General features: G+C 70.4%; 15 protein-coding genes and 2 pseudogenes. 3 read left to right on the top strand and 14 right to left on the bottom strand.

Going from position 1 to position 20,093, the window contains the following annotated elements; genetic code table 11:
- The 12 genes and pseudogenes from JF597_RS06055 to uvrC all read right to left on the bottom strand — a co-directional run.
- Positions 1-877: pseudogene (locus JF597_RS06055) on the bottom strand (glucose-6-phosphate isomerase); the annotation flags it as partial.
- Between the two features lie 71 nt (positions 878-948).
- Entirely contained in the window at positions 949-1,221 is a 273-nt protein-coding gene (locus tag JF597_RS06050) for a hypothetical protein (protein ID WP_293990343.1), read from the bottom strand.
- A 134-nt stretch (positions 1,222-1,355) separates the two neighbouring features.
- Positions 1,356-1,691, bottom strand: a complete 336-nt coding sequence (locus JF597_RS06045; protein ID WP_003976875.1) for an RNA polymerase-binding protein RbpA — start codon at positions 1,689-1,691, stop codon at positions 1,356-1,358.
- A gap of 210 nt (positions 1,692-1,901) precedes the next feature.
- Positions 1,902-2,132, bottom strand: coding sequence for a preprotein translocase subunit SecG (gene secG, locus JF597_RS06040; protein ID WP_293990345.1), 231 nt, complete (start codon positions 2,130-2,132; stop codon positions 1,902-1,904).
- 130 nt (positions 2,133-2,262) lie between these two features.
- The gene (tpiA, locus tag JF597_RS06035; protein WP_293990291.1) at positions 2,263-3,039 is read right to left on the bottom strand and encodes a triose-phosphate isomerase; all 777 of its coding nucleotides are present in this window, start codon (positions 3,037-3,039) and stop codon (positions 2,263-2,265) included.
- Positions 3,040-3,044: 5 nt separating this feature from the next.
- Entirely contained in the window at positions 3,045-4,256 is a 1,212-nt protein-coding gene (locus tag JF597_RS06030) for a phosphoglycerate kinase (RefSeq protein ID WP_293990289.1), read from the bottom strand.
- 152 nt (positions 4,257-4,408) lie between these two features.
- Positions 4,409-5,419: a type I glyceraldehyde-3-phosphate dehydrogenase gene (gap, locus tag JF597_RS06025; protein ID WP_293990287.1), complete on the bottom strand. Its 1,011-nt coding sequence runs from the start codon at positions 5,417-5,419 to the stop codon at positions 4,409-4,411.
- Positions 5,420-5,693: 274 nt separating this feature from the next.
- Positions 5,694-8,648 (bottom strand): M14 family metallopeptidase, encoded by a 2,955-nt coding sequence (locus tag JF597_RS06020; RefSeq protein WP_293990285.1) that lies wholly within the window; start codon positions 8,646-8,648, stop codon positions 5,694-5,696.
- A 167-nt stretch (positions 8,649-8,815) separates the two neighbouring features.
- Positions 8,816-9,805 carry a DNA-binding protein WhiA gene (whiA, locus tag JF597_RS06015; protein ID WP_089100932.1) on the bottom strand — a complete coding sequence of 330 codons (990 nt, stop codon included), beginning with the start codon at positions 9,803-9,805 and terminating at the stop codon, positions 8,816-8,818.
- Positions 9,796-10,881, bottom strand: a complete 1,086-nt coding sequence (gene yvcK / locus JF597_RS06010) for a uridine diphosphate-N-acetylglucosamine-binding protein YvcK (protein WP_293990281.1) — start codon at positions 10,879-10,881, stop codon at positions 9,796-9,798. The genes whiA and yvcK overlap by 10 nt, the downstream gene beginning before the upstream one ends.
- Complete coding sequence (rapZ, locus tag JF597_RS55475) at positions 10,878-11,708, bottom strand: RNase adapter RapZ (RefSeq protein WP_366916383.1); 831 nt, start codon at positions 11,706-11,708, stop codon at positions 10,878-10,880. The genes yvcK and rapZ overlap by 4 nt, the downstream gene beginning before the upstream one ends.
- 264 nt (positions 11,709-11,972) lie before the next feature.
- Positions 11,973-13,886: pseudogene (gene uvrC, locus JF597_RS55470) on the bottom strand (excinuclease ABC subunit UvrC); the annotation flags it as partial.
- A gap of 723 nt (positions 13,887-14,609) precedes the next feature.
- Here uvrC and JF597_RS06000 point away from each other — a divergent pair.
- The gene (locus JF597_RS06000) at positions 14,610-15,560 is read left to right on the top strand and encodes a hypothetical protein (protein ID WP_293990277.1); all 951 of its coding nucleotides are present in this window, start codon (positions 14,610-14,612) and stop codon (positions 15,558-15,560) included.
- A gap of 26 nt (positions 15,561-15,586) precedes the next feature.
- Here the strand turns inward: JF597_RS06000 and JF597_RS05995 are convergent, their stop codons facing one another.
- Positions 15,587-16,015, bottom strand: a complete 429-nt coding sequence (locus JF597_RS05995) for a Rieske (2Fe-2S) protein (protein WP_293990275.1) — start codon at positions 16,013-16,015, stop codon at positions 15,587-15,589.
- Positions 16,016-16,432: 417 nt separating this feature from the next.
- Between JF597_RS05995 and JF597_RS05990 the strand changes: the two genes are divergently transcribed.
- Together JF597_RS05990 and JF597_RS05985 are read left to right on the top strand one after the other, a co-directional pair.
- Entirely contained in the window at positions 16,433-17,533 is a 1,101-nt protein-coding gene (locus JF597_RS05990) for a LacI family DNA-binding transcriptional regulator (protein WP_293990273.1), read from the top strand.
- The gene (locus JF597_RS05985) at positions 17,514-18,431 is read left to right on the top strand and encodes a carbohydrate kinase (RefSeq protein WP_293990271.1); all 918 of its coding nucleotides are present in this window, start codon (positions 17,514-17,516) and stop codon (positions 18,429-18,431) included. Before JF597_RS05990 ends, JF597_RS05985 begins: the two co-directional genes overlap by 20 nt.
- Before the next feature lie 156 nt (positions 18,432-18,587).
- On the opposite strand, the gene uvrA is transcribed toward JF597_RS05985, so the two are convergent.
- The coding region (gene uvrA, locus JF597_RS05980; protein ID WP_293990269.1) for an excinuclease ABC subunit UvrA at positions 18,588-20,093 on the bottom strand (1,506 nt) is incomplete at its 5' end.

Here is a 20,093-nt window from a genome sequence, read left to right as displayed (position 1 = left end):
GGTCCGGGCCGATGGCGATCATCAGCGAGAGGCCGATCGCGGAGTCGTAGGAGTAGCGGCCGCCGACCCAGTCCCAGAACTCGAACATGTTGGCCGTGTCGATGCCGAACTCCGACACCTTCTCGGCGTTCGTCGACAGCGCCACGAAGTGCTTGGCGACCGCCTCCTGACCGGCCTTCAGCTCGGTGAGGAGCCAGTTGCGGGCGGAGGTGGCGTTGGTGATCGTCTCGATGGTGGTGAACGTCTTCGAGGCGATGATGAAGAGGGTCTCGGCCGCGTCCAGGTCACGGGTGGCCTCGTGCAGGTCGGCGCCGTCGACGTTGGAGACGAAGCGGACCGTGAGGTCGCGGTCGGTGAAGCTGCGCAGCACCTCGTAGGCCATCGCGGGGCCGAGGTCGGAGCCGCCGATGCCGATGTTGACGACGTTCTTGATGCGCTTGCCGGTGTGACCGGTCCAGGCGCCGGAGCGGACACGGCCTGCGAAGGCGGCCATCTTGTCCAGGACCGCGTGCACCTGAGGCACCACGTTCTCCCCGTCGACCTCGATGATCGCGTCGCGCGGGGCGCGCAGGGCGGTGTGCAGCACCGCCCGGTTCTCGGTGACGTTGATCTTCTCGCCTCGGAACATGGCGTCCCGCAGGCCGAAGACGTCGGTGGCGGCCGCCAGCTCCCGCAGCAGCCGCAGCGTTTCGTCGTTGACCAGGTGCTTCGAGTAGTCGATGTGGAGGTCGCCGACCTGGAGTGTGTAGCCCGTGCCGCGTCCCGGGTCGGCGTCGAACAGGTCCCGCAGATGGGTCCCGGCGAGCTCCTCCCGGTGCTCGGCGAGCGCGGTCCACTCGGGCGTCTGGTTGAGCCTGGTACGGCCGTCTGCGTTCATTCCGACTTCAGCCTTCTTCCTTGCACCTGTCCTGTTGCGTGCCTGCGCCGCTGCCGTTCCAACCTAGTTGATCAGCTCGGGGCACGACCTGCCGTCGCGCCGCCCCGCGGCGCAACAACAGGTACGTCCGGCTTGCGCACCGGTGTCAACGAGGTGACGGCGAGGCCGAAGACCACGGCGGCCGGCGGGGCGGCCCCGTCCAGCCGCAGGCTCGTCTGCGGGGTGGTGAGCGCGAGGGCGAGCAGGAGCGGCAGCGGGATCGAGGCGTGACCGAGCGCCACGGCGTTCGCGAGGGCGGCGACGAGCAGCCCGAGCAGCAGCCACGGTCCGAACCGGGAGACCACGGCGGCCGTCCACCGCCGCCCCTCACGATCCGCCGATACACGAACCGTAGCGGGCGCCACGGACAGCGGGCCGGGCCCCGGCCGCGGAGACAGCTCCGGCCAGGCGCCTCATGGGCACCCGGCCGGTTCAACTCCTAGATCTCGCCCCGCAGCTTGGCGAGCGCCTCGGCGAGGATCGCCTCGCCGTCCGCGTCGCTGCGCCGCTCCCGTACGTACGCGAGGTGCGTCTTGTACGGCTCGGTGCGCGGCGGGTCCGGCGGGTTGTCCCGGTCCTGACCGGCCGGGAAGCCACAGCGCGGGCAGTCCCAGGTCTCGGGCACCTGCGCGTCGCTGGCGAAGCTCGGCTGCGTCTCATGCCCGTTGGAGCACCAGAAGGAGATGCGCAGACGCGGCGCGGACTCGCCGCGCTCGGCCTCGCCCATCGGCCCCGCCCCGACCCGGCTACCACGGATCGCGTTGCCACTTGCCACGGTCGTAACTCCCTGCGTGATGGTGCCGCGAAGCGAGTCGGCGTGTCGCTTCGTTGCGAGCGCCTCAGTCTACGTAAGGCCCAACGCGCGTCCAGTGGTGGGAGTTACCGCCCCAGCACCTAGACGCAAGCCCCATGATAGGCCGCGCTCAGGTGCGCGTACCGAACATGGGGCCTTACGTACAGATTGTGCGTGTGTGCGAGTCGCGGATCAGCTGTTCGTCTTCATCAGAATGCCGAGGACAATGATGCACGCGAGCCACAGCAGACCGATCAGCAGGGTGATCCGGTCCAGGTTCCGCTCGGCGACCGAGGAACCGCCGACGGAGGACTGCATACCGCCACCGAACATGTCGGAGAGGCCGCCGCCCTTGCCCTTGTGCATCAGCACCAGCAGCATCAGCAGCAGGCTGAAGACGATCAGGGCGATCGAGAACCCCAAAACCACGGCTGGACCAACTCTCTCGGATGCGGATGAACGACTCTGGTGAACCACGGGGACAAAGCAGCAAGCCGCCTTGTCCCCGCAAGGGTACGACGGATCGTCCCCGGGGCCTACTCGCTCGGCCCGATCACTGATCGCGGAAGCGCACGATCTTGACGAATTCGTCCGCGTCCAGCGAGGCACCGCCCACCAGGGCGCCGTCGATGTCGGCCTGCGCCATGATCTCGGCCACGTTGCCGGCCTTGACGGAGCCGCCGTACTGGATGCGGACCTGGTCGGCCAGCTCCTGGCTGTACAGCTCGGCGAGCTTGGCGCGGATCGCGGCGCAGACCTCCTGGGCGTCCGGGGCGCCGCAGACCTTGCCGGTGCCGATGGCCCACACGGGCTCGTAGGCGATCACGACGGTCTCGGCCTGCTCGGCCGGGATGTCCTTGAGACCGCCCTCGACCTGGGCGAGGGTGTGGGAGACGTGGTTGCCCACCTCGCGGACGTCCAGCTCCTCCCCGACGCACAGGATCGGGGTGAGACCGTGCTTGTAGGCGGCCTTGACCTTGGCGTTCACGACGTCGTCGGTCTCGGCGTGGTACTGGCGGCGCTCGGAGTGGCCGATGACCACGTAGGTGCACTTCAGCTTGGCCAGCATGGGGCCGGAGATCTCGCCGGTGTAGGCGCCGGAGTCGTGTGCCGAGAGGTCCTGGGCGCCGTACCTGATCTTGAGCTTGTCGCCGTCGACCAGGGTCTGTACGGAGCGCAGGTCGGTGAAGGGCGGCAGGACGGCGACCTCGACGGCCTCGTAGTCCTTGTCGGCCAGGGCGAAGGCGAGCTTCTGGACGTGCGCGATGGCCTCGAGGTGGTTGAGGTTCATCTTCCAGTTGCCCGCCATGATCGGCGTGCGCGTGCTCATGTGGGTCAGTCCTCCAGTGCGGCGAGGCCGGGGAGCGTCTTGCCCTCGAGGTATTCGAGGGAGGCGCCGCCACCGGTCGAGATGTGTCCGAACGCGTTCTCGTCGAAGCCGAGGATGCGCACGGCGGCTGCGGAGTCCCCGCCGCCGACGACGGTGAAGCCCTTGGACTCGACGAGGGCTTGGGCGACCGCCCGGGTGCCCGCGGCGTAGTCGGGGTGCTCGAAGACGCCCATGGGGCCGTTCCAGAAGACGGTGGCGGCGTCGGCGAGCTTCGAGGCGTACAGCTTGCTGGTCTCCGGGCCGATGTCCAGGCCCATCTGTCCGGCCGGCATGGCGTCCGCGGGGACCGTGCTGGGGTGGGCCGGGGTCTTGGCCGACAGGTCCGGGAACTCGGGAGCGACCAGGGTGTCGACGGGCAGCACGATCTCGACGCCGGTCTTCTCGGCGCGCTCGAGGTACTCGGTGACGGTCGCGAGCTGATCCTCCTGGAGGAGCGAGCTGCCGACCTCGTACCCCTTGGCCTTGAGGAAGGTGTACACCATGCCGCCGCCGACGAGGATGCGGTCGGCCTTGCCGAGCAGCTGGTCGATCACGGCGAGCTTGTCGGAGACCTTGGCGCCGCCGAGCACGACGACGTAGGGCCGCTGGACGTCCTCGGTGAGCTTCTTCAGGACGCCGACCTCGGTGGCGATCAGGTAGCCGGCGTAATGCGGCAGCCGGGCCGGGAGGTCGTAGACGGAGGCGTGCTTGCGGTGCACGGCGCCGAAACCGTCGCCGACGTAGACGTCCGCGAGGGCGGCGAGCTGGTCGGCGAACTCGCCGCGCTCGGTGTCGTCCTTGGCGGTCTCGCCGGCGTTGAAGCGCAGGTTCTCGATGACCGCGACCTGGCCGGGCTCAAGGCCCCGCACCGCGTCGTGGGCGGCGGGGCCGACGGTGTCCTGGGCGAACGCGACCGGGGCGCCGAGCAGTTCACCGAGCCGCTCGGCGGCCTGGAGCAGGGAGAACTTCGGGTCCGGGGCACCCTTGGGGCGGCCCAGGTGGGAGGCGACGACCACCTTGGCGCCCGCGTCGGCGAGGGCCTTGACGGTGGGCAGGACGGCACGGATGCGGCCGTCGTCGGTGATGAGACCGTCCGCCATCGGCACGTTGAGGTCGGCACGGACGAAGACCCGCTTGCCGTCGACCCCTTCGGCGAGGAGTTCGTCGATCGTCTTCATTTTTTGGGGACTCCTACAGGAGGGCTCTTGATCGTACGAGGACTGATCGAACCGTATGTCGTCGGGTCGATCCTTACGCGCGTCAGGGCCCGGGCGGCGCGACCGTGCGCTGCCCGAGCCCTGCTACCGCATCGTGGTGCCTGTTCGGCCGATCAGAGCTGTTCGCCGACGAAGACCGTGAGGTCGACGAGGCGGTTGGAGTAGCCCCACTCGTTGTCGTACCAGCCGAGGATCTTCACCGTGTTGCCCTCCTGGACCATGGTCAGGGAGGAGTCGAAGGTGCAGGAGGCCGGGTCGCCGACGATGTCCGAGGAGACGATCTCGTCCTCGGTGTACGCCAGGTAGCCCTTCAGGTCGCCGTCCTCGGCGGCCTTCTTGAACGCGGCGTTGACCTCGTCCTTGGTGACCTCGCGCTGCAGCGTCACGACCAGGTCGGTGGCGGAGCCGGTCGGGACCGGGACGCGCATGGCGATGCCGTCCAGCTTGCCCTTGAGCTGCGGGAGGACCAGTGCGGTGGCCTTGGCGGCACCGGTGGTGGTCGGGATGATGTTCTCCGCGGCGGCACGCGCGCGACGCAGGTCCTTGTGCGGGAAGTCCAGGATGCGCTGGTCGTTGGTGTACGCGTGCACCGTCGTCATCAGGCCCTTGACGATGCCGAAGTTCTCGTCGAGGACCTTGGCCATCGGCGCCACACAGTTGGTGGTGCAGGAGGCGTTGGAGATGACGTGGTGGTTGGCCGCGTCGTACTTGTCCTGGTTGACACCCATGACGATGGTGATGTCCTCGTTCTTGGCCGGAGCCGAGATGAGGACCTTCTTGGCGCCGCCCGCGATGTGCTTGGCGGCGTCGTCCTTGTTGGTGAAGATGCCGGTCGACTCGATGACGATGTCGACGCCCAGCTCGCCCCACGGGATGTCGGCGGGGTTGCGCTCGGACAGCACCTTGATGGTGTGGCCGTCGACGGTGATCGTGTCGGCGGTGTGCGACACCTCGGCCTTGAGGCGGCCGAGGATCGTGTCGTACTTCAGCAGGTGCGCGGTGGTCGCGGTGTCACCCAGGTCATTGACAGCCACGATCTCGATGTCAGCGCCCTGCTCCAGCAGCGCGCGGAAGTAGTTGCGACCGATACGACCGAAGCCGTTGATGCCTACGCGGATCGTCACGAACCGATCTCCTCGTTGGTACGCCGGCCATGCGGTGCCGGCGAGCTGTATTTGGGATGTCCCCGACCACCCATGACCCTACCTCCCTGAGGCTTCCGTGGTGACATCCAGATGCCTCATACACGGCGAGGCGGTCCGTACCCGCCAGTAGGGGTACGGACCACCTCGGATCGGGGGTCGCAACACACCGTTTTGTCACGATATGCCGACCCGTTTTTACCGCCCTTTCACTCGTTCGTGAGCGGGTCGGCTCACTTGTCGCGTGTCGTCGGCATCAGTTGTCGAGTGCTGTCAACGCCTTCTTCACCAGAGCGGCACGATCGGCCGCGGAAGTGACCTGTTCCAGGCCGAAGCCGAGCAGCACGGTGCGGTCGGTGGTGACGGCTCCGTACGTCTTGAACAGGGCGCCGGTGCGCTCCCACTCCTTGAGGACGGCCGGGCTGCCGGCGGGCGGTCCGGTGACGCTCCAGGCGCCGAGGGAGGTCTCGAAGCCCTCGGTCTCGGTGGCCGTCCCGCCGACCACCAGTGAGGCGTCGTCGACGAGGACGCCGTGCCCGCCGGTGCTCGGGTCGGTGATGTAGCCGATGGAGATCGCGACGGACTTGCCGGCGTAGGCGCTCAGGTCGAAGCTCACCGGCTGCCAGCCCGCCGAGCTGCCGGTGAAGCTGTTCCAGGAGCCGCTGGTGCCGCTCGCGGCGCACTGGTTGTCCGCGATGGTCAGGTAGTGCTTGAGCCACGGGTGCTCGGCGATCAGGAACCCGGCCCCGCACTCGCTCGGCACAGCGCTGCTGGTGGCGCCGTTCTTCTCGGGCAGGGTGGTCCAGTCGTCGGCGCCCACGACGTGCGCCTCGACGACGGCGTGGTCGTAGCCGGGTTCCGTGTCCCACAGCAGTTTGGCGCTGAGGGTCGGCTGCTGGGACGCGGTGACACCGGTGAGGTCGATGGTGCGGGTGAGGCGCTTGTAGGCGTCGTCGGTGTGGACGGCGGCCGCCATGTACGACCCGGAGTACGGCCCGTACGGGTTGACGGTCCCGGCGAACTGGCCGGCGCCCGCGCTGGCGAACTGGGGGTACGTGGCGGGCGAGAGCTCGTCAGAGGTGACGGCGTAGGTCCCCGCCCGGTCGAGCGGGTTGGTGGCGGTGCCGCCGAGGGCCCCGCTGAAGCCGTCCAGCGCGCCCGAACCGCTGAAGCCGGTGGCTCCGGGCGTCGACGTGCGGGAGTAGGCGCCCAGGTAGTACTGGCTGAAGTCGTTCGACGGGGTGCCGTCGGCGAGGTTCACGCTGCCGCCGGCCAGCTCGCCGGCCTCGACCAGCTTGCCGCCCTCGTTGAGGTAGGCGCGCAGCTGGAGCTGGGTGTCGTTGCCGGGACCCGCGGTGCCGGAGTAGTGGACGACGGTCTTGAAGTGCTTGAGCACGCCGAGCGCGTCGGGCGCGCCCTGGGTGGCGACGTCCCAGACGACCGCCTTGTGCCCGGCCGCCTTCAGCGCGTCGACGTAGGTCTGCGCCTGGGTGGCCTTGGCGCCCTCCTCGGCGACCACCAGGGTGTCCGCCTTGGCCCGCTCGGCGACGGTGTACATGAAGTGCGCACTGGAGACCTTCTTGCCGTTCTTCGTCTCCCCGGTGAACCACACCTCGACCTTGTCGCCCGGGTCGCCGCCCTTCACCTTGGCCCGGTACTCGTCGAAGTAGAGGTTGTCCGCGCCACCGTAGGTCTCGCCGCCCTTCCAGGGCCTGAGCGCCCTGTCCCGCGTGCGGCCGCCGTTGACGCGGTACCTGAGTTCCTTGTCGCGCACCGCCCTGCGGACGACGACGGAGACCTCCTGGTCGGCACCGCGCGCGTACGACGTGGAGAACGTCGCCGGGGTGAAGTCGGCGGCGCTCAGGCCGACCGAGGAGACCGGCTGGTCGGGGTGGGCGGCGGTCTCGGCGACGGAGAGCGCGAAGGGGATGTTCTTCTCGAACTCGTCCTGGATCAGTTTCTCGTCGTCCGGGAAGTTGAAGACCGACTGGCAGTCGGCGGCCTTCCAGGCGTCGTTCGGGTCGATGTTCGAAGCCGTCTGGCAGGTCGACATCTCGGGGGTGAACATCGCCATGCCGTTGACGTTCGACGCGTGGCCGTCCGCCTCGCCGTTGGTGGTGTACAGCTCCGAGGAGACCTGGGAGTGGTAGCCGGGGACGGCCGGGTTGTCCGGGGTGCCGGCGAGCGCCTTGTAGAGGACGTCGTCCGGGGTCGGGGTGGCCACCTGCCAGCCGACGCCGTAGAGAAGGAGTTCGGCGGCGGAGTGGTAGTTGATGCCGTACGTGAACCCGATCCGCTTCTCGAAGTCGTCCAGCGCCCTGGTCTCCGGCTCGGACTCGGGGCTCGCGCCGCGGTAGGTCTCGCTGGTGGGGTTGGGGGAGGATCCCTCGTCGTCGTAGCCCCACTTGTAGCCGAAGTTGCGGTTGAGGTCGACGCCGTCACCCGTGCTGATGACCCCGTCGCCGTTGACGTCCCGCAGGTTCTTGCGCCACAGGCGGTTGTCGGAGCTCTGGAAGGTGTAGTCGTAGCCGTCGGGGTTGGCGGACAGCACGAACCACAGCTCGGTCGAGTCGACGATCTTCTTGATGCGCTTGTCGGTGCTGTAGTGGTCCAGGTAGTAGTGCATCAGCCGGCGGGTCATCTCCGGCGTGATCCACTCGCGCGCGTGCTGGTTGGACATGTACAGCACGGACGGCTTGGAGCCGTCCTTCGACTTCTTCGCGCCCTTGGTCAGCTTGAGCGCGAGGATGTCCTGGCCGTCGACCGTCCTGCCGATGGACTCGACCTTGGTGAGACCGGGGTTGGCCTGGGCGGTCGCGAGGATCTCCTGTTCGAGCCCGCCGGTGCCGCTGTACGGGCGGAACACACCCTGGGAGGCGCCCTCGACCCGCGCCTCGGCCTTGGCCGACACCGTGTGCTCGGTGAGGTCGACGCCCTGCTTCGCCAGCTTCTTCGCCTGCTGGTCGGTGAGGTACAGCTCGACTTCCGTCTTGCCGGATCCGGTGACCTGGTCGCCGAGTTCGTTGCCGTCCTGCCCGGCTTCGAGCAGGAGGGGAATCTGTTTCCTGGTGACGTCGGCGTGGAAGACCTTGACCTGGTCGGGGTCGGGCTTCGCCGGACCTCCGGTCCGCGCCTGGGCCATGGGTGCGAGTGCGGCCGAGCCGATCAGGAGCGCGCCGACAGCGAGGATCGATCTCGCTCTGTGTCTCATGAACCCCCCTAGCAGTGGTTCGCCACGGCGGCGAACCCTTGCCAGGCTCATGACACTTCATGATCCAGTCAAGGGCGCCTCATGGCCAGTTCACGGTGGCTTAAAAGGGATGCAAACACCGGTGCCGGCGACCGTCATGGCCGTCGGCACCGGCAGGTGACGGTGGCTCAGCCTGCGAGATTGTCGGCCAGTTCCTCGGAGAGGTTGGCCTCGGTGCCCGGGATGCCCAGATCGGACGCACGCTTGTCGGCCATCGCGAGCAGACGGCGGATCCGGCCGGCGACGGCGTCCTTGGTGAGCGGCGGGTCGGCGAGTGCGCCCAGCTCCTCCAGGGAGGCCTGCTTGTGCTCCATGCGCAGCCGGCCGGCTGCCGCGAGGTGCTCGGGAACCTCGTCGGCGAGGATCTCCAGGGCACGCTGGACGCGGGCCCCGGCCGCGACGGCCGCGCGGGCGGAGCGGCGCAGGTTGGCGTCGTCGAAGTTGGCGAGGCGGTTCGCGGTGGCGCGGACCTCGCGCCGCATCCGCCGCTCCTCCCAGGCCAGCACCGACTCGTGCGCGCCGAGACGGGTCAGCAGCGCGCCGATCGCGTCACCGTCACGGACGACCACCCGGTCCACCCCGCGCACCTCACGCGCCTTCGCCGCGATGGACAGCCGGCGGGCGGCGCCGACCAGCGCCAGCGCGGCCTCCGGGCCCGGGCAGGTCACCTCCAGGGAGGAGGAGCGGCCCGGCTCGGTCAGCGAACCGTGCGCCAGGAAGGCGCCGCGCCAGGCCGCCTCGGCGTCGCAGGTGGCCCCGGAGACGACCTGCGGGGGCAGGCCCCGGATCGGCCGGCCCCGGCCGTCCACCAGCCCGGTCTGGCGGGCCAGCTGGTCGCCGCCCGCCACCACCCGTACGACGTACCGGGAGCCGCGGCGCAGTCCGCCCGGTGCCATCACGATCAGCTCGGAGCTGTGGCCGAAGATCTCCAGGATGTCCCGCTTGAGGCGCCGGGCCGCCATCGCGGTGTCCAGCTCCGCCTCGATCACGATGCGCCCGCTCACCAGGTGGAGGCCGCCCGCGAACCGCAGGATGGCGGAGACCTCCGCCTTCCGGCAGCAGGTCCGGGTGACGGGTAGCCGGGAGATCTCGTCCTTCACCGCTGCCGTCATCGCCATGGGCCGATCCTTCCATGCATCCGAAAAATACGGTCGTACGCGGCGGCCAACAGCTCCGGGTCGTGCCGGGGTGAACCGTCGGTCCGGGCCACGGGGCTCAGCTCGACCGCGGCTCCCAGCCGCTTGGCGGCCTCGGTGAGCGAGTCGCGGTCGGGCACGGCGGCCTCGTCGGCCAGCACCACGTCCAGGGCGAGTTTAGGGGCGTGTCGCCCCAAAACCTCCAAATGACGCTGCGGTGAGAAGCCTTCGGTTTCTCCCGGCTGCGGTGCCAGGTTCAAAGAGAGGACCTTGCGGGCCTTGGTCTCGGTGAGCGCGTCCAGCAGATCGGGCACGAGCAGGTGCGGGATCACCGACGAGAACCAGGAGCCGGGGCCGAGCACCACCCAGTCCGCGTCCAGGACGGCCGCCACGGCCTCCGGCACGGCCGGCGGGTCGTGCGGGACCAGGTGCACGGACTGCACCTCGCCGGGCGTGAGTGCCACGGTGGCCTGCCCGCGGACGATGTCCACCTCCTCGGGCCGCTCCGGGTCGTGCCCCTTGACCAGGGCCTGGAGCTCCAGCGGCACGGCGGACATCGGCAGCACGCGCCCGTGTGCACCGAGCAGCCTGCCGACCAGGTCCAGGGCCTGGACATGGTCGCCGAGCTGCTCCCACAGGGCGACGATCAGCAGGTTGCCGACCGCGTGCTCGTGCAGGTCGCCCTTGGACTGGAAGCGGTGCTGGATGACCCGGGCCCAGGTCTGGCCCCAGTCGTCGTCACCGCACAGGGCGGCGAGGGCCTTGCGGAGATCACCCGGTGGGAGCACACCCAGCTCGTCACGCAGCCGCCCGCTGGAGCCGCCGTCGTCGGCCACGGTGACGACGGCGGTGAGGTCGCCGGTGATCCGGCGCAGGGCGGCGAGCGAGGCGGACAGGCCCATGCCGCCGCCCAGGGCGACCACCTTGGGCTGGGCACCGCGGCGGCGCGGCCGGGCACCGCGGGCCTCGGCGGGACGGCCCGCCCGGGACTCGGGCACCATCCGGGACTCGGGCACCATCCGGCGCAGCCGGCTCAGCCTTGGACTGCGCTCGGTCACTCGCGCCCCATGTCCCGGTGCACGACTACGGTCTCCACTCCCTCGGCGGCCAGGCGGGCGGCGAGCTTCTCGGACACGGCGACCGAGCGGTGCTTGCCGCCCGTGCAGCCGATGGCGATCGTCACGTACCGCTTGCCCTCACGCCGGTACCCGGTCGCGATCAGCCGCAGCAGCTCGGCGTACCGGTCGAGGAACTCCTTGGCGCCCGGCTGGTTGAAGACGTACGCCGACACCTCCTCGTTGAGGCCGGTGTACGGGCGCAGCTCCGGCACCCAGTGCGGGTTGGGCAGGAACCGCATGTCGGCGACCAGGTCGGCGTCGACCGGCAGGCCGTACTTGAAGCCGAACGACATCACGGTGGCCCGCAGCTCGGGCTCCTCCTCGCCGGCGAACTGGGCGTCCATCTTGGCGCGCAGCTCGTGCACGTTGAGGCTGGAGGTGTCGATCACCAGGTCGGCGTCGCCGCGCAGCTCGCGCAGCAGCTCGCGCTCGGCGGCGATGCCGTCCACGATCCGGCCGTCGCCCTGGAGCGGGTGCGGGCGGCGCACCGACTCGAAGCGGCGGACCAGGGCGTCGTCGGAGGACTCCAGGAAGACGATCCGCCGGGTGACGCCCCGGCTGTCGAGGTCGGCGAGGGACTCCCGCAGGTTGTCGAAGAAGCGCCGGCCGCGCACGTCGACCACGACCGCGATCCGCGCCACGTTGCCCTGGGAGCGGGCGCCCAGCTCCACCATGGTGGGGATGAGGGCCGGCGGGAGGTTGTCCACGACGAACCAGCCGAGGTCCTCCAGGCACTTCGCCGCCGTGGACCGGCCGGCCCCCGACATGCCGGAGATGATCACCAGCTCGGGGATGGCCGCCTCGGGCACCCCGGCGGCGGTGGCGTCCGTACTCACTTCTGCTCCGTTTTCCTGGACCGCTTCGGCTTGCGTTTCCTGCGGCTGATCCTGGCGCGCCTCGTTGCGCGTCTTCTCGGACCCGCCCTGCGTTTCGCTGAACGCCGGATCTCGCTGTGCTGTGGGCTGTGCGTCGCGCTCGGTCATCTCTCCTGGCCCCGTCGATCGTCCGGGGCGCCCGCGCACTTCCTGGCTCTGTTCTATTGTGGCGGACCGCAGCTTCTTCACCGAGCCGAAATGCTTGATCAACGCCTGTTTCCGGGTCTCCCCGAGCCCCGGTACGTCGTCCAGGGGGCTGGAGCGGAAGCGCTTGGCCCGTTTGGTGCGCTGGTAGGTGATGGCGAAGCGGTGCGCCTCGTCGCGGATGCGCTGAAGCAGGTAGAGGCCCTCGCTGGTGCGGGGCAGGACCACCGGGTCGTCGTCCTCGGGCAGCCACACCTCTTCGAGGCGCTTGGCGAGGCCGCAGACGGCGATGTCGTCGATACCGAGTTCGTCGAGCGCCCGCTGGGCGGCGGCGACCTGCGGCTGGCCGCCGTCGACGACCACGAGCTGGGGCGGGTACGCGAACTTCTTGGGGCGGCCGTCCTCGTCCTTGAAACCGTTGACGGGGCCAGCGTCGAGGTCGGTCGCGGGGTTGCCGGATGCCGCGGTGGCGTCGGATTGCGTGGGGGTGTCCTCGGCACCCTCCTCCGCCCACTCGCCGGTCCGCTCCTTCTCGGCGAGGTAGCGGCGGAAGCGGCGGGTGATCACCTCGTGCATGGAGCGCACATCGTCCTGGCCGGCGAAGCCCTTGATCTGGAAGCGGCGGTACTCGCTCTTGCGCTGCAGGCCGTCCTCGAAGACGACCATGGAGGCCACCACGTCGTCGCCCTGGAGGTGCGAGATGTCGTAGCACTCGATGCGCAGCGGGGCGCTGTCCAGGTCCAGGGCGTCGGCGATCTCCTCCAGCGCGCGCGAACGGGTGGTGAGGTCGGAGGCCCGCTTGGTCTTGTGCAGGGCGAGCGCCTGCTGGGCGTTGCGCTGCACGGTCTCCATCAGGGCCTTCTTGTCACCGCGCTGCGGGATGCGCAGCGAGACGTTCGCCCCGCGGCGGCCGGCCAGCCACTCCTGGACCGGCTCGACCGGCTCGGGCAGCGCCGGGACCAGCACCTCCTTGGGGACGGCGTCGCCGGTCTCCTCCCCGTAGAGCTGCTGGAGGGCGTGCTCGACGAGAGCCCCGGTGGTGACGTCCTCCACCTTGTCCGTCACCCAGCCGCGCTGGCCGCGCACGCGTCCGCCGCGCACGTGGAAGATCTGGACGGCCGCCTCCAGCTCGTCCTCCGCGACGGCGATGAGGTCGGCGTCGGTCGCGTCGGCGAGCACGACCGCGTTCTTCTCCATGGCCTTCTTCAGGGCCTCGATGTCGTCGCGCAGCCGGGCGGCCCGCTCGTACTCCATCTCCTCGGCGGCCTCCATCATCCGGTTCTCCAGACGGCGGAGGTAGGTGCCGGTGCGGCCGGCCATGAAGTCGCAGAACTCCTCGGCCAGTTCGCGGTGCTCCTCGGGCTCGATCCGGCCGACGCAGGGGGCCGAGCACTTGCCGATGTAGCCGAGCAGACAGGGACGGCCGGTGCGGGCGGCGTTCTTGAACACCCCGGCCGAGCACGTACGCACCGGGAACACGCGCAGCAGCAGGTCGACGGTGTCCCGGATCGCCCACGCGTGGCCGTACGGCCCGAAGTAGCGCACGCCCTTCTTCTTGTGACCGCGCATCACCTGGACCCGCGGGAACTCCTCGTTCATCGTCACCGCGAGGTACGGGTAGCTCTTGTCGTCGCGGTACTTCACGTTGAAGCGGGGGTCGTACTCCTTGATCCAGGAGTACTCCAGCTGGAGCGCCTCGACCTCCGTGGACACCACGGTCCACTCCACGGACGCCGCGGTGGTGACCATCGTCCGGGTGCGGGGGTGCAGGCTCGCCAGGTCCTGGAAGTAGTTCGCCAGGCGCTGGCGCAGGCTCTTCGCCTTTCCGACGTAGATCACCCGGCGGTGCTCGTCACGGAACCTGTACACCCCGGGAGTGTCCGGGATCTGTCCCGGCTTGGGGCGGTAGCTGGAGGGGTCGGCCATGTCTCACACCCTACTGGCGAGCACCGACACCGCGACGAGCCTGTGGACAACCACGGCGGGGCCGGCCGGGGCGGCGGGGGCTACCCAGGGACTCCGGGGGCAGAGCCGACGGGGCAGAGAAGCCGAGCCGAGGGGACAGAGCAAGCGAGGCCGAGCCCACGGGGCAGCGAGGGGCAGCGAGCCCGCCAGGGCCTTCGGGACGCACCGCCGGGCGGGCGCCGGGGATTCCTGGCCCGTGGCAGGTGCACACAGGCGCCAGCCGGGGATCGCGGAGGTACGGCCACCTGGACCCGGAGCGCGGATCACGGAATCGGACACCTCGGCGACATCGCGTGCCGTTCCCGCATGCCGCGGATGCGGGCCCGGTGCGCGACCGGCCCGGCGCGGCCTCGCCGATCGTGACGGATCTTGCTCCGCTTCCTCCCCAAATCACCCCTCCCCCACCCGCGATCTCCGGTCTCCTGGCCGAGAGCGGTACGGCCGCGCCCGCACGGTCCCGCCCGTGGAGGGGGTCGCGCCCCGGCCAGGTGGGCGCTCTCGACCGGCCGAGGGTGTTGTCGGCGATTGGTCAACACGCTTCAATGCGGGGGAACTCGGGGCCGTGAGCGACGGCCTGCGGACGCGGCCTGCCCAGGTGCGGCCGCCCCGGCGCCGACGGGGTGGCCCCGAGCCGCGCCAACGGCCTGACCAGCCGTTGAACCCCCCGACAGAAAGGCCCCCTGCATGCGGCACGGCACACAGCACGCGGACGTCGCGACCGCGGAACTGGACTCGGCCCTGCGCGGCGGCCCCTTCCATGTGGCCCTCCGCGCCGCGATCGCCGCCCGCGGGCTGCCGCTCCAGCGCGTGCAGCACCACCTGTCCCGCTACGGCGTCAAAGTGGGCGTCACCAGCCTCAGTTACTGGCAGCAGGGTGCCCGCCGGCCCCAGCGCCCGGAGTCGCTGCGGGCCGTCCGCGCGCTGGAGGAGATCCTTCAGCTCCCGGACGAGTCCCTGATCCGGCTGCTCGCCGAGACCACCGACCAGGAGGCCACCGCACGCCGCCCCTCCGCACGCTCCTACCGCTCCCTGATCGAGGCCTGCGACGTCCTCGACCGGATGCAGGCCGAACTCGGCTGGTCCCTCGACGGCGGCCTGCACACCCTGGGACACCACGAGCGGGTGCGGATCGGCGCCCACCGTGAACTGGCCGCCCGCGAGTCGCAGCACATCGTGCGCGCCCACCGGGACGGCGTCGACCGCTTCGTGGCCGTCCACCACGGCGACCCGGGCTGCGCCCCGCAGCACATGACCGTGCGCGCGCTGGAGAACTGCCGCGCGGGACGGGTCCGCGCGGACCAGGAGACCGGTCTGCTCGTCGCCGAACTCCTCTTCGGCACGCGTCTGCGCTCCGGCGACACCTTCCTGTTCCGCTACGCCGTCGAGGACGGCACGGCAGGTGTCTCACGCGAGTACGTCCGCGGTTTCGGCTTTCCGGGCGGCCAGTACACCCTTCAGGTGCGTTTCGCCGCCGAAGCGCTGCCGGCCCACTGCCACCGTTTCACCCAGCACTCGGCCGCGGCCCCCCGCAGCAGCCGGCAGACGCTGCCGCTCAGCGGTCTGCACCGCTCCGTCCACCTCGTCGAGCCCCGGGTACGGCCGGGACTGCTGGGGATCGGCTGGGACTGGGAATGACCCGGGACTGACACCCGGCCCTCGGGTCAGGCGCCGGGACCCGCCACGATCCGGCCGTTCGACGCCTTGACCGGCAGTTCGTTCAACGGCTCGGTGGCCGGCGACCGCACCACCTTCCCGGTCACGGCGTCGAACTCGCTGCCGTGGCAGGGGCAGACGAGGGTCGTGCCCTGGAGTTTGTTGATCGGGCACCCCGCATGCGTGCAGATCGTGCTGTAGGCCTTCAGCACGCCGTCGGCGGACCGGCTGACGACCACGTTGTGCTCCCGGTAGAGCCGGGCTCCGCCCTTGGCGACCTCGCTCTCGGCTCCCAGGTCGACCGGCGCAGTCGGTGTGGCCTCGGCCGTGGCCGCACCACCGGGTGCCTTGCAGGCGGCCGCCCCCAGTCCGGCGACCGATGTGACGGCGGCTCCGCGAAGGACGGTACGACGAGTCGTGAAGGGTCGGGCGGGCACGAGGGGCTCCTGGTGGATCGGGGCGGTGCGGGGCTCCGGGTGACAGCAGCCCGGCACCGTGCGGGGAGACAGCGGCCCGGGGCCGTGCGGGACGACACTACCTGGGCGGATCGTCCCGCTTCGGGGTGGGGTGTGGTGAGGGCGAGACTCACCAGCCGGCGCGTAAACGCTTACGCAAGCGTTTACGCGACCATCCGGGATGGGGTAGCTTCCGGCCGAAGGGCCCGCGACGGCCGAGCGGGACCGACGTACCGAGCCGGGACCCACTTACCGGGCGGGGACCGACGTACCGATCGGTGACCTACGCACCGAGGCCGGACCGACGTACCGATCGGGAGCGGCGTACCGATCGGAACCGGCGGCCGTGCCGGAACCACAGCGCCCTTGCCCTGGGCGGGAAGCGACGAGGGGAGCCCCATGCCCACCATGGCCGACGTCGCCCGGAGCGCCGGTGTCTCCGTGGCGACCGTCTCCCATGTGCTGAACGAGACCCGTCCGGTGCTGCCCCACACTCGTCAGGCCGTGCTCGACGCCGTCGAGGAACTGGGCTACACGCCCAACACCCTCGCCCGCTCCCTGGTCACCTCCCGCACCCGTTCCGTCGGGCTCGCGGTGTCGGCGATCAGCAACCCCTACTTCACGGAGATCCTCCAGGGCGTCGAGGCCGCTGTCCTGGAGCACGGCTACAGCCTGCTCATCGCCGACCCGCACGACGATCCCGAGCACGAGCGCATGGTGGTCCAGCTCCTCCACGAACGCCGTGTCGACGGCCTGATCGTCGCCCCCTCCGCCGAACCGCGCGCACTCCTCGCCTATCTCGGCCGGCATGCCGTACCGACCGTCCTCCTCGACCGGGTCGTCGACGGCCGCGCGGACACCCCCTCTCCCTTCGACCAGGTCTGCGCCGAGAACACGGAGCCGACGGCCCGGCTCGTCACCCACCTCGCCGGGCTCGGGCACCGGCGGATCGGCCTGGTCGCGGGACTGCCCGGGCTGAGCACCACCGGCGAGCGGGTCGTCGGCTACCGGCAGGGGCTTGCCACGGCCGGGCTGCCGCTCGACGAGGACCTGATCGTCCCGGGCAACTCGGAGTCCGCGGGCGCCGAGCAGGCCACCGCCTCGCTGCTGTCCCTCGCCGCCCCGCCGACGGCGCTCGTCACCGCCAACAACGCGATGACCATCGGGGCCCTGCGCGCCCTGCGCGCGCGGGGCCTCTCGGTACCGGACGACATCGCCCTGTGCTGCTTCGACGACTTCGCCTGGGCCGACCTCTTTTCCCCCCGGCTCACCGCCATCGCCCAGCCCAGCAGGGAACTCGGCACCGAAGCGGTCCGGGTGCTCCTGGAACGGCTGGCCGCACCCGGCCGACCCACCCGGACCGTACGGCTCCCCTGCGCCTTCGTGCACCGGACGTCGTGCGGGTGCCCGGAGGGTGACGGCACCGGCGACGCCCCCAGCACCCGCAGGACCCCCAACACCCCGGGAAAGGAACCCCCTCGTGATCGTCGTCGCCGGTGAGGCACTGATCGACCTGGTACCGCAGGGAACGGGCGCCCTCGCGGCGCTGCAGCCGGCGCTCGGCGGCGGCCCGTACAACACGGCCGTGGCCCTCGGCCGCCTGGGCTCACCCACCGCGTTCTGCTCCCGAGCCTCCCGCGACGCCTTCGGCGAGGCCCTGCTGGATGGGCTGCGGCGGGCAGGTGTGGACGTCTCCCTGGTGGAGCGCGGTCCGGAACCGACCACCCTCGCGGCCGCCACGATCGACCCGCGGGGTTCCGCCTCCTACTCCTTCTACGTGGAGGGCACCGCCGACCGCCTGTTCACCACCCCTGCAGGCCTCCCCGCCACCACCCGGGCCGTCTCCTTCGGCACGCTCTCACTCGTCCTGGAGCCGGGGGCGAGTGCCTATGAGGAGCTGATGCGCGATGCGGCCGGGCAGGGCCTGTTCACGGCACTCGACCCGAACATCAGGGCGGGTCTGATCGCGGATCCGGACGCCTACCGGGCCCGTTTCAAGAGCTGGCTGCCCTCGGTGACTCTTCTCAAGCTTTCGGAGGAGGACGCCGCGTGGCTGGGCGGCACCCCGCACGAATGGCTGGCGGCGGGGCCCGCGGCCGTGGTGATCACCCACGGCGGTGACGGTCTCAGTGCCTTCACGCGCGACGGCACCGTGTATGCCGTCCCGGGTGAGGAGGTCGCCGTCGTGGACACGATCGGCGCCGGTGACACGGTGAACGCGGCTCTGCTGCACGGACTGGCCGCTCAGGACGCCCTCTCCGCCGAGGCGCTCCTGGGACTGGGCGCCGACGGCTGGACGAGGCTGCTGCGATTCGCGGCGCGGGCGGCAGCGGTCACGTGCTCCCGGGCGGGTGCGGAACCGCCGTACGCCTCCGAACTCGAAGGCTCCTCTTTCTGACTCGCTGTTGAGGGGTCAAGGTCCGTCGTGGCCGCGGAAATCGGGCGGCTGATCGTGGAACGAGCGGCGCCCCGCGGGAAGTTCCCGTGGGGCGCCGCTTTTCATCGGATCCGCCTGGATCCGCCGGAGCAGGTGAGCGGGCGGGCAGGCGGGTCCTCAGGCCTTGCGGGCCCGCGTCGTCGTCTTCTTCGCGGGCGTCGCCTTCTTCGTGGCCCCGGCCGCCTTCTTCGTCGCCGTGTTGTCGACGGTCGTGGCGGTCGCCGTCTTCCTCGCCGTCGACTTCGCCGCGACGGTCTTCTTCGCCGCCGTCCTGCGCGGTGCCTTCACCGAACTGGCGTCGCTGATGCGGTCGGCGCCGAGGATCTCGCGCAGGAACTTGCCGGTGTGGCTGGCCGGGACGCCGGCGACCTCCTCGGGCGTGCCCTCCGCGACGACGAGTCCGCCGCCGGCGCCGCCCTCCGGACCCATGTCGACGACCCAGTCGGCGGTCTTGATCACGTCGAGGTTGTGCTCGATGACGATGACCGTGTTGCCCTTGTCGACGAGGCCCCCGAGGACCTTCAGCAGCTTGCTGATGTCCTCGAAGTGCAGACCGGTGGTCGGCTCGTCCAGGACGTAGACCGTGCGGCCGGTGGAGCGCTTCTGCAGTTCGCTGGCGAGCTTCACGCGCTGCGCCTCGCCGCCGGACAGGGTGGTGGCGGACTGGCCGAGGCGGACGTAGCCGAGGCCGACGTCCTTCAGCGTGTTCAGGTGGCGGGCGATCGACGGGACGGCCTCGAAGAACGCCGTGGCCTCCTCGATCGGCATGTTCAGGACCTCGGAGATGGACTTGCCCTTGTAGTGGACCTCCAGGGTCTCCCGGTTGTACCGGGCGCCGTGGCAGACCTCGCACGGGACGTAGACGTCCGGGAGGAAGTTCATCTCGATCTTGATGGTGCCGTCGCCCGCGCAGTTCTCGCAGCGGCCGCCCTTGACGTTGAAGGAGAAGCGGCCGGGCAGGTAGCCGCGGACCTTCGCCTCGGTGGTCTCGGCGAACAGCTTGCGGATGTGGTCGAAGACGCCGGTGTACGTCGCCGGGTTCGACCGCGGGGTGCGGCCGATGGGCGACTGGTCGACGTGCACGACCTTGTCGACGAGGTCGTCGCCCGCCACGCGCGTGTGCCGGCCGGGGACGTTCCGCGCGCCGTTCAGCTCGCGGGCCAGGTGCGTGTACAGGATGTCGTTGACCAGCGTCGACTTGCCGGAACCGGACACGCCCGTGACGGCCGTGAACACGCCCAGCGGGAAGGACACGTCGATGTCCTGGAGGTTGTTCTCGCGGGCGCCGTGCACGGTGAGCCGGCGGGACGGGTCCTGCGGGCGGCGGATGTCGGGCAGCGGGATCGACTTCTTGCCGGACAGGTACTGGCCGGTCTGCGACTCCGCGTTGACGAGCAGCTCCTTCAGGGAGCCGCTGTGCACGACCTTGCCGCCGTGCTCGCCGGCGCCGGGGCCGATGTCGACGACCCAGTCGGCGACCTTGATGGTGTCCTCGTCGTGCTCGACGACGATGAGCGTGTTGCCCATGTCGCGCAGCCGGACCAGGGTCTCGATCAGCCGGTGGTTGTCGCGCTGGTGCAGGCCGATGGACGGCTCGTCGAGGACGTACAGGACGCCGACGAG

Origin of the sequence: Streptomyces sp. (genome assembly GCF_019510245.1) — a bacterium.
GTDB lineage: Bacteria > Actinomycetota > Actinomycetes > Streptomycetales > Streptomycetaceae > Streptomyces.
This window is presented reverse-complemented; position numbering and strand designations above follow the sequence as displayed.